The organism is Streptomyces murinus (genome assembly GCF_002154555.1).
Taxonomy (GTDB): Bacteria; Actinomycetota; Actinomycetes; order Streptomycetales; family Streptomycetaceae; genus Streptomyces; species Streptomyces murinus.
In genome coordinates, this window is record NZ_MUNF01000339.1 from 1 (window position 1) to 9,297 (window position 9,297).

Below are 9,297 nucleotides of genomic sequence, written 5' to 3' on the forward strand. Positions count from 1 at the left end.
GCCGCAACGCGTTGCGGCGGTGGGCGTGTGTCAGCGCGGCGTGCAGGGGGGAGGGTGGGATCGCGAGGACCGGGCAGGTGGCGTGGGCGAGGCAGTGGCGGCTCACCGAGGGCCACAGGGCGCGGCGCAGCCGGCCGCGGCCGCCGGCGCCGATCACGAGGAGGTCGGTGTCGCGCCGGGCCAGGCGCACCAGCGCGGGCCCTGGGGCGCCCCGGGTGACGAGCGCACCGCCGGGCAGCCCGGTCGACGCGTCGCCGAACACGGCGCGCAGTGCGTCCAGGAGCCGTTCCCGGGCGAGCCGTTCCCACTCCGGGACCAGCGCGGCCGAGGCGGGGAAGCGGCGCGCGGCGAGATCCCCCTCGGGCGGCTCCCAGGCCGTCACCGCCCACAGCTCCGCTCCGCGCAGCCGGGCCTCCACGGCGGCCCGCCCGAGCGCCGCGAGACTGCCCGGCGAGCCGCTGACCCCCACCAGCACACGCGCCGCCGTCGACTCCTGGTACTCGGACATCGCTGCCACCTTCTGCGGTTCTCGGGGATCCCCTCCATCCCACCCCCGTTCCAGGCCCCGGAACAGGGCGTACGCCCTTTCTTGGCGCCCCGCTGACGCCCGGTCCGCGGCCCTCCCTGCGGGGTCGTCAGCAACCCGTCAAAGCCGCCCGGATCCCCGTCAGCGTCACGTCAACAAGGGTCCGGCAACCGGGTGGCACGGGCATACCGTCGACAGCGAACCCCGGACCGCCTCCCCGCGTCCGGGGTCTCCCAGACTCCACGCTCCCCGCCTCACGGGAGGCACCTCATGACCGAACTCCGCCACGGCGACGACCCCGAGCCCCCCGAACCCTTCCCGGCCGGATCCCTGTACGTCCCGGTCCGGCCGGGACCCTCCGGGCACGCGGTACGGCTCTTCCGCACCCCGCTCGGCGAGCGCACCGCCGTCGGCTTCACCTCCGTACGCCGGCTCACCGCCACCCTCGGCTCCGGCCATGCCTTCATCCGCCTCGCGGGGGCCGAACTGCGCACCCTGACCGCACCGCTCGGCGTCACCGCCCTCACGGTGGACCCCCAGTTCACCGCCCGCGCGCCCACCCCGGTGCCACCGCCCGCACCGGCCGCCGCCCGCGCGCCGCGGACCGCCCGGATCGCCTGAGCCGGTCGCCTGAGCCCGGTCTCCCCGACGACGCAACGCCCGACGCCGGTACGCCCGAAAGAGGAACGCCGAGATGACCACGGTCCACGAACTGCCCACGACCACCGACGCGTTGTCGGTCTGGCCCGCCTCCACCACCGAACCCCGCGCCGGCGACCTCGCGGTGGGCGGCGTACCGCTCGCCGAGGTCGCCGAACGCTTCGGCACCCCCGTCTACATCCTGGACGAGGCCGAGGTGCGCGACCGCTGCCGTACCTACCGCCATGCCTTCCCCGACGCCGAAGTCCTGTACGCGGCCAAGGCGTTCCTGTGCCGGGCCATGGCCCGCTGGATGGAGGAGGAGGGCCTCGGGCTCGACGTCTGCTCCGCCGGGGAACTCGAACTCGCCGTCACCACCGGCTTCCCGCCCGAGCGGATCGTGCTGCACGGCAACGCCAAGACCCCCCGCGACCTGGAGGCCGCGCTGCGCCTGGGCGTCGGGCGCGTCGTCATCGACAGCCCCTCGGAGATCGCCCGGCTGGCCGCCGCCGTCGGGCCGGACGGACAGCAGAAGGTGATGGTGCGCGTCGTCCCCGGCATCAGCGCGGGCGGCCACGACAAGATCCGCACCGGCACCGAGGACCAGAAGTTCGGCCTCTCCATCCGCGACGGCTACGCCCTGCACGCCCTCACCCGCATCCTCGACCAGCCCAACCTCGAACTCACCGGCCTGCACTGCCACTTGGGCTCCCAGATCACCGGCGTCAAGCCGTATCTGACCGCCGTGCGCCGAATGGTCGGACTGATGGCCCGGCTGTACGGGCAGTACGGCGTGGTGCTGCCCGAACTGGACCTCGGCGGCGGCCACGGCATCGCCTACCGGCCCGGTGAGCAGGCCCTGGACCTCACCTCGCTGGCCCGCAAGGTGCGCGCCGAACTCGCCGACGCCTGCGCCTCGGCCGGGCTGCCGGTGCCCCGCCTGATCATCGAACCGGGCCGCGCGATCGCGGGCCCCGCCGGGATCGCGCTGTACCGGGTGCTGTCGGTCAAACACACCGGCGAGCACGTCTTCGTGGCCGTGGACGGCGGCATGAGCGACAACCCGCGCCCCGCCCTGTACGGCGTGCGGTACGCGCCCCGGCTGATCGGCCGGCACAGCGCGGCCGACCCGGTCCGCACGCGTGTCGTGGGCCGGCACTGCGAGGCGGGCGACGTCCTTGCCGCCGACGCCGAACTGCCCTCCGACATCCGCCCCGGCGACCTCCTGGCCGTACCCGTCGCCGGCGCCTACCACCTCTCCATGGCCTCCGGCTACAACCTGGTCGGCCGCCCGCCCGTGGTCGCCGTACGCGACGGCCGCGCCCGGCTGCTGGTCCGCCGGGAGTCCCTGGAGGACATCCGCCGCCGCGACGTGGGCCTGTGAACCACGGCCGCCCCGCCGGAGCGCTCCGGCGGGGCGGCCGTGCTCTCGTCGCGCGAGACATGTCTGCCCCGTATATGGTCATCGCGTGGCCAATATGAAGGAAGATATCAACCTCACCAAGCGGCTGCTGGAGCAGTTCCTGGTGGTCGCCGAGGAGGAGCACTTCGGCCGCGCCGCCGAACGGCTGCACATGAGCCAGCCGCCGCTGAGCCAGTCGATCCAGCGGCTGGAACGGGGCCTCGGGGCAAGGCTGTTCGAGCGGGGGTCAGGCGGGGTCTCCCTCACCCCGGCGGGCGAGGTGTTCGCCGTGGACGCGCGGCGGCTGCTGGACGCCCAGTCCGCCGTGATCGAGCGGGTACGGCGGGTCGCGAGCGGCCTGGAGGGCGATGTCCGGGTCGGCTATGTGACCGTCCTCAGCCACCACTACCTGCCCGCGCTGCTGCGCGCCGCCGCCGAGGAACTGCCGGGCCTGCGCGTCCATCTGCACCAGGACACGCCCGCCGACATCGCCGAGATGGTCCGCTCCGGCGCCCTGGACCTCGGGTTCCTGCGCGACCCCTCGAACCTGTCCGCCGAGATCGTCAGCGAGGCGTTCGCGGTGGAGCGCATCGCCGCCGCGCTGCCCCACGACCACCGGCTGGCCGGCGCCGACGTCATCGACCTGGCCGAGCTGCGCGACGAGGACTTCGTACTGCCCGCCCCCGGTGCCCTGCCCGCCCTGGCCCAGCAAGTCCAACTCGCCTGCCATGAGGCCGGGTTCATCCCGCGCGCCCGTGCCGAGGCCGACGACCTCACGGGCCTGTACAGCTACGTCGCCTCCGGCCTGTGCGTCAGCCTGCTCCCGGACCGGCTGCGCGACTTCCCCGTCCCGGGCCTCGCCTTCGTCCCGCTGCGCGATGAATCGCCCCTGCTGGAAACCGTCGTGGTCGCGATCCGCCGCCCCACCGCCGACGCCGCCGTGCTGCGCCTGCTGGACCTGATCACCCGCCACGTCACCGACTAGGGTTCCGACCGGAAGGCTCGCCGCGGCAGTTCACCCCGGCCGAACCGCGAGGGACGATTCAGGAGGCGATCGGCTCGATCTCCCCCGCGAAGACGATGACCTGGTCGATGAGGCTGCGTCGCAGATGGACGACATCCGTTCCCGCCAGACGGGGGCCTCCGTCAGGCGTGGTGAAGACCCACTGGTACCGGGCCCATTCGTCGGGCATGTCCACCGCCGAGCAGCGCACCATCGTGCCGGTCCCCGCCGGGTGGTGCCGGATGTCCAGCACGAACCGCTCGACCGCCGCGATCCCTTCGCTGCGGCCCAACGGCCCCCAGAAGACCACGTCCGAGGTCAGGGCCTGGGAGAGAAGGGCGGTCACATAGCTGTCGTCCGAGGCGTTGAACGCGGAGATGAACGTGTCGATCGCGGAGCGTGCGGTCTCTTCCTGCATGCCCCAGTAATACCAGCCGTTTCGTGCGTGTTCGACCCACGAGCCGCCTCCCGGTCACGGTGCGCCGGGCCGCGCGGCGCCCTCAGGGTCCGGTCGCCAGGACCGTGTCGCCCAGCCAGTGCACGGCGAGCAGCGCGGCGCGGACGTTGAAGTCGTCCGCCAGGTCGCGCTCGCCGTGCGGGAGCAGGGCCGTGGCCCGGTGCACGCGGTACTGGACGGAGTTGCGGTGCAGGCTCATCGCCCGGGCCGTGGCCGCGTGGCCCCGGTGACGGTCGAGGAAGACCCGCAGGGTGTCGCGCAGTACGGCCTCTCGGGCACCGGCCGCCGCCAGGGCGCCCAGGGTGCTCGTCACGAAGTCGCGGACGGCGGGCAGGTCCCCGGCCATGAGGGCGACGGGTGCCGCCTGGTCGTAGTGCACCCACAGCGGGGCCGCGGCGGCGCCGGAACCGAGCCGCGTGCCCAGGATCTCCCTGACCCGGGCGGCCTGCCGCGCGGACGTCCGGAAGCCGCCCAGACCGGCCCCCGGACGCCCGAAGGCGGCGTGCAGCGGGCTGCCCTCGGGCGCGCCGAGGTACGCCGAAGCCGAACTCGAAGCCGAACTCGAAGCCGTAGCCGAAGTCGAACTCGAAGGGGACGCGAGCGCGTTGGGCGGTCCGGGCAGCGCCAGCCACAGCCGCGCCTCGTACTCGTCGGTCGGCACCACCAGCGCGGCCCGGGCCCCCAGCGCCGATCCCGCGTGGGCGCGTACGTCGTCCACCGCGGCCACGAGGTCGAAGGAGGTCATCCGGGCGGCCGGCCACAGCGTGCAGGCGAGGTGCACCGCGTCCAGCGGATACCGCAGCGCCCGTGCGGCGGCGGCCCGGTCGACCGGACCCCCGCCGAGCAGATCGGTCACCCACCGCTGGCGTACCCCGCTGCGGCTGGCCACCCACCGGTCGCGCTCCCGCTCATAGGTGCGGCCGACCTGTTCGCAGATGAGGTCGATGAACTGGCCCGACAGCCGCACCAGTTCGACACAGACCGGCACCCGGTCCGCGGCCGGCAGATCGTCGAGCAGGGCGAAGGTGTGGTCGAGGAAGCGCTGATGGCCGATGCGGTAGGCGCGGGTGAGCGCGGACTGGGGCACATCGCGCTGGGCGAGGACCCGGGCGTAGGCCAGCGCGGCCGTCGGCGCCTCCAGCTGGTCCGGTTCGATGCCCTGCCGCAGGAAGTTGATCGCGGCCACCACGTTCTCCGTGATGCTCGCCTCCAGCAGGGAGCGCGCGGCGGCCTCCTGGTCCAGCGCGCCGATCTGCGCGCGAATGTCCTGGACCAGCCCCTCGACCAGGGCCCCCTGGGACTCCGCGACCCGGTCGCCGACCTGACGTACCAACGCCCGCTGTGCCTCCATGGCCGCACCCTACGGGGTGGCCGGATCCAGGCGTTCGTGCGCGCGGCACGAAAGCCGCCGCCCGCCTTGTGCCCCGCGGCCGTGGCCGCCCGGTGCCGAAACGCTCTACGGTCACGTCCAATTGCCCGTCACCCGAACCAGAGGTGCCTTCCTGCATGAACCTGAGCCGCCTGCCCGCTGTGCGCCGCGAACAAGCCCCGAACGCGCCGGCCCTCACCGACGACGCCCACGGCACCCTCTCGAACGCCGGCTTCGCCGACCTGATCGACCGCTACGCCCGCCACCTCGCCCACCGCGGGGTGCGCCCCGGCGACATCGTGGCGGTCAAGCTCACCAACCGCGTCGAGCTGGTCGCGACCCTCTTCGCCGCCTGGCGCCTCGGCGCCGCGCTCACCCCGGTCAACCCCGCGCTGACCGCGACCGAGACCGCGTACCAGCTCGACGACTGCCGCGCACGGGTCGTCGTCACGGAGGAGGCACCGGACGGACTGCCCGCCGCCACGACCCCGCTGACCTTGCCCGAACTGGCCGCACCTGCGCCGGACTTCGACCCCCTGCCCGAACCCCCCGCCGACGGCGACGCGCTCGCGCTCGTCATCTACACCAGCGGAACCACCGGCCGCCCCAAGGGCGTCGAGCTCCTGCACCGCAACCTCGACGCCATGACCGAGGCGATGATCGAGACGATGCGGCTCACCCCGGCCGATCACAGCCTGCTGATCCTGCCGCTGTTCCACGTCAACGGCATCGTCGTGAGCGTCCTGTCACCGCTGCGGGCCGGGGGACAGGCCACCCTCGTCGGCCGCTTCAGCGCCAAGGGCTTCTTCGGGGCCCTGGAGCGGGCCCGCCCCACCTTCTTCTCCGGCGTCCCGGCGATCTACGCCATGCTGGCCGACCTGCCGCCCGAGGTACGGCCGGACACCTCCTCGCTCCGCTTCGCCGTCTGCGGCGCCGCCCCCATGCCACCGGGGCTCCTCGCCGCCGTGGAGCAGCGGTTCGGGTTCCGACTCGTGGAGGGATACGGCCTGTCGGAGGCGACCTGCGCCTCCACGTCCAACCCGCTGGACGGCCCCCGCAAACCCGGCACGGTCGGGCTGCCGCTGCCCGGGCAGACCGTCTCCGTCGTGGACGAGCGGGGCCGTACCGTCACCGACGGCGGCATCGGCGAGGTCGTCATCAGCGGCCCCACCGTGATGCACGGCTACCTCGGCCGCCCGGAGGAGACGGCGAAGGCACTGCGCGGCGGACGGCTGCACACCGGTGACCTGGGGCGCCTGGACGAGGACGGCTATCTCGTCCTGGTCGACCGGGTCAAGGACATGATCATCCGGGGCGGCGAGAACGTCTATCCCAAGGAGATCGAGACCGTGCTGCACGGCCACCCCGCCGTCCGCGAGGCTGCCGTCGTGGGCCGCCCCGACCCCGTGCTCGGCGAAGTCCCGGTCGCCTTCGTCGCGTTGCGCGACGCCACCGACGAACTCCCCGTGGAGCAGGCCGGGATCGCCGGGATCGCCGCGTTCGCCGCCGAGCGCCTCGCGCCGTACAAGTGTCCCGTGGAGATCCTCGTCCTGCCCGAACTCCCGAGGAACCCCGTCGGCAAGACCGACAAGCCCGCGCTGCGCAGCCGGGTACTCACCCCCGCCGGCTGAGCCGCCCGCCCCTCCGAGACAGCAGGGTGTGATCCCCATGGGCTTCATGAACCCCCAACTCCCGCCCGTCGACGCCGTGTCCTACCTCGCGCTGCCGCGCCCCGAGCGCCTGAAGGTGCTCACCCGGCACTGGGTCGAGCACGGCTTCGGGACGCCGTACGCCGTGTACCTGTTCTACGTCGTCAAGTGCCTGCTGTACGTGGGCGGTTCGGCGTACGCGATCTCTCTGACGCCGGGCCTCGGGGGACTTGCCGACATCGCGTCCTGGTGGTCGGAGCCGATCGTCTACCAGAAGCTGATCGTCTTCACCCTGCTGTGGGAGGTGGTGGGCCTCGGCTGCGGCTCCGGGCCGCTGACCTCCCGCTTCAACCCGCCCATCGGGTCGGTCCTGTACTGGCTGCGCCCCGGCACGATCCGGCTGCCCCCGTGGCCGGAGCGGGTGCCGCTGACCCGGGGCAGCCGTCGTACCGCGGTCGACGTCGCCCTGTACGCCGCCGTCCTGCTGTCGGCCGGCTGGCTGCTCGGCCGCCCCGGAACCGGCCACCACGGCGCCGCCGGTCTGCTCGACGCCCGCGCCGCGCTCCCGCTGATCGCCGCCCTCGCGCTGCTGGGCCTGCGGGACAAGACCATCTTCCTGGCCGCGCGCGGTGAGCAGTACGGGCTGTCGCTGCTGCTGTTCTTCTTCCCCTACCAGGACCAGTTCATCGGCTACGAGCTGGTCATGCTGGCCCTGTGGTGGGGCGCGGCCACCTCGAAGCTCAACCACCACTTCCCGTTCGTGGTCGCCACGATGATGAGCAACGCCCCGCTGATCCCGAGCCGCCGCGTGAAACGGCTGTTCTTCCGCGACCACCCGCACGACCTGCGCCCCTCACGGCTGTCGTTCTGCCTCGCCCACATCGGCACCCTGACCGAGTACGCCGTCCCGCTGTACCTGGTCTTCCTCGGCCACGGCGGCTTCTGGACCTGGGCGGCCCTCGGCTACATGGCCGTCTTCCACCTCCACATCCTCTCCACCGTGCCGATGGGCGTGCCGCTGGAGTGGAACATCTTCTTCGTCTTCTCGCTCTGCTACCTCTTCGGCGCCCACGCGGACATCAGCGTCCGGCATCTGCACTCGCCCTGGCTGCTCGTGGTGGTCCTGCCGAGCCTCCTGCTGCTGCCCGCGCTCGGCAACGTACGGCCCGACCTGGTGTCGTTCCTGCCCGCCATGCGCTACTACGCGGGCAACTGGGCCACCAGCGCCTGGCTGTTCACCGGGGACGCCCTGGACCGCCTGGAGGCCGGGCTGTCCACCGCGTGCCGGCTGCCCACCGGGCAACTGGCGGCGCTCTACGACGAGGAGACGGCCCTGCTGCTGTCCCAGAAGATGCACGGCTGGCGCTCCCTGCACTCCCACGGCCGTGCCCACAACGGCCTGATCGACCGCGTCGCCTGGGGCGAGCCGGACACCACGGTGGTGGACGGCGAACTGATCGCCGGCTTCGCCCTCGGCTGGAACTTCGGCGAGGGCCACCTCCACGACGACCAACTGCTCGCCGCCGTACAGGAACGCTGCGGCTTCGCACCCGGCGAAGTGCGCGTGATCTGCCTGGAGGGCCAGCCCGTCCACCGGGGGACCCAGGCGTACGAGGTCCACGACGCGGCGCTCGGCCTCCTGGAGAGCGGCCATGTCAGAGTGCGGGACATGCTGACCCGCCAGCCCTGGCCCACCGACGGCCCCGACTATCCCGTGTACGACGTGCGACGCGTCCATCCGCCGCACCCGGCCGCCCAGGACACCACCGCATGAGCACCGCCCTCGTCGTCGGCGGCGGGCCCAACGGGCTCACCGCCGCCGCCCTCCTCGCCCGGGCCGGACTCGACGTCACCCTCCTGGAGGCCGCCGACGAGATCGGCGGCGGCACCCGCACCGAGGAGGCGATCCTGCCCGGACTGCTGCACGACCACTGCTCCGCCGTCCACCCCATGGCCGTCACCTCACCCGCGCACCGGGCCCTCGACCTGGCCCGGCACGGACTGCGCTGGCGGCTGCCCGACATCGACTGCGCCCACCCCCTGGACGACGGCACCGCCGGCGTCCTGCTGCGCTCCGTCGAGGACACCGCCCGCCTGCTCGGCCCCGACGGCCCCCGCTACCGCCGGCTCCTGGAGCCCTCGGTACGGCACTGGGACGCCCTCGGCGACGATGTGCTGCGCCCCCTGCTGCGTCTCCCCGGCCACCCCCTGCTGCTGGCCCGGTTCGGCCTGCCCACCACGCTGCCGCCCAC

The 9,297-nt window shown here is 73.3% G+C and carries 9 protein-coding genes; 6 read left to right on the top strand and 3 right to left on the bottom strand.

Annotated elements, in window-relative coordinates:
- Positions 1-508 (bottom strand): universal stress protein (locus tag CCN72_RS20815; protein ID WP_107430135.1); only part of this gene is annotated, 508 nt, incomplete at its 3' end.
- Between the two features lie 288 nt (positions 509-796).
- Here CCN72_RS20815 and CCN72_RS20820 point away from each other — a divergent pair.
- From CCN72_RS20820 to CCN72_RS20830, 3 genes are all read left to right on the top strand, one after another.
- A complete protein-coding gene (locus CCN72_RS20820; protein WP_086808825.1) occupies positions 797-1,147 on the top strand; it encodes an SAV_915 family protein in 351 nt (116 codons plus the stop codon).
- 73 nt (positions 1,148-1,220) lie between these two features.
- Positions 1,221-2,549, top strand: a complete 1,329-nt coding sequence (lysA, locus tag CCN72_RS20825) for a diaminopimelate decarboxylase (RefSeq protein WP_086808826.1) — start codon at positions 1,221-1,223, stop codon at positions 2,547-2,549.
- A gap of 94 nt (positions 2,550-2,643) precedes the next feature.
- A complete protein-coding gene (locus CCN72_RS20830; protein ID WP_086808827.1) occupies positions 2,644-3,552 on the top strand; it encodes a LysR substrate-binding domain-containing protein in 909 nt (302 codons plus the stop codon).
- 58 nt (positions 3,553-3,610) lie between these two features.
- Here CCN72_RS20830 and CCN72_RS20835 read toward each other — a convergent pair whose 3' ends face one another.
- Together CCN72_RS20835 and CCN72_RS20840 are read right to left on the bottom strand one after the other, a co-directional pair.
- A complete protein-coding gene (locus CCN72_RS20835) occupies positions 3,611-3,988 on the bottom strand; it encodes a hypothetical protein (RefSeq protein WP_086808828.1) in 378 nt (125 codons plus the stop codon).
- 82 nt (positions 3,989-4,070) lie between these two features.
- Positions 4,071-5,378, bottom strand: a complete 1,308-nt coding sequence (locus CCN72_RS20840) for an RsbRD N-terminal domain-containing protein (RefSeq protein ID WP_086808829.1) — start codon at positions 5,376-5,378, stop codon at positions 4,071-4,073.
- A 155-nt stretch (positions 5,379-5,533) separates the two neighbouring features.
- Here CCN72_RS20840 and CCN72_RS20845 point away from each other — a divergent pair, with 155 nt between their 5' ends.
- From CCN72_RS20845 to CCN72_RS20855, 3 genes are all read left to right on the top strand, one after another.
- Positions 5,534-7,027: a class I adenylate-forming enzyme family protein gene (locus CCN72_RS20845; protein ID WP_086808830.1), complete on the top strand. Its 1,494-nt coding sequence runs from the start codon at positions 5,534-5,536 to the stop codon at positions 7,025-7,027.
- Between the two features lie 37 nt (positions 7,028-7,064).
- Positions 7,065-8,819, top strand: a complete 1,755-nt coding sequence (locus CCN72_RS20850; RefSeq protein ID WP_086808831.1) for a DUF3556 domain-containing protein — start codon at positions 7,065-7,067, stop codon at positions 8,817-8,819.
- On the top strand, positions 8,816-9,297 hold a 482-nt coding region (locus tag CCN72_RS20855; protein ID WP_143664149.1), incomplete at its 3' end, for an FAD-dependent oxidoreductase. The genes CCN72_RS20850 and CCN72_RS20855, both read left to right, overlap by 4 nt.

Bases quoted from the DNA above. Each gene is read 5' to 3' on its own strand.
- CCN72_RS20845 (WP_086808830.1), top strand. From the start codon at position 5,534: ATGAACCTGAGCCGCCTGCCCGCTGTGCGCCGCGAACAAGCCCCGAAC.
- CCN72_RS20820 (WP_086808825.1), top strand. From the start codon at position 797: ATGACCGAACTCCGCCACGGCGACGACCCCGAGCCCCCCGAACCCTTC.
- lysA (WP_086808826.1), top strand. From the start codon at position 1,221: ATGACCACGGTCCACGAACTGCCCACGACCACCGACGCGTTGTCGGTC.
- CCN72_RS20850 (WP_086808831.1), top strand. From the start codon at position 7,065: ATGGGCTTCATGAACCCCCAACTCCCGCCCGTCGACGCCGTGTCCTAC.
- CCN72_RS20835 (WP_086808828.1), bottom strand. From the start codon at position 3,988: ATGCAGGAAGAGACCGCACGCTCCGCGATCGACACGTTCATCTCCGCG.
- CCN72_RS20840 (WP_086808829.1), bottom strand. From the start codon at position 5,378: ATGGAGGCACAGCGGGCGTTGGTACGTCAGGTCGGCGACCGGGTCGCG.
- CCN72_RS20830 (WP_086808827.1), top strand. From the start codon at position 2,644: ATGAAGGAAGATATCAACCTCACCAAGCGGCTGCTGGAGCAGTTCCTG.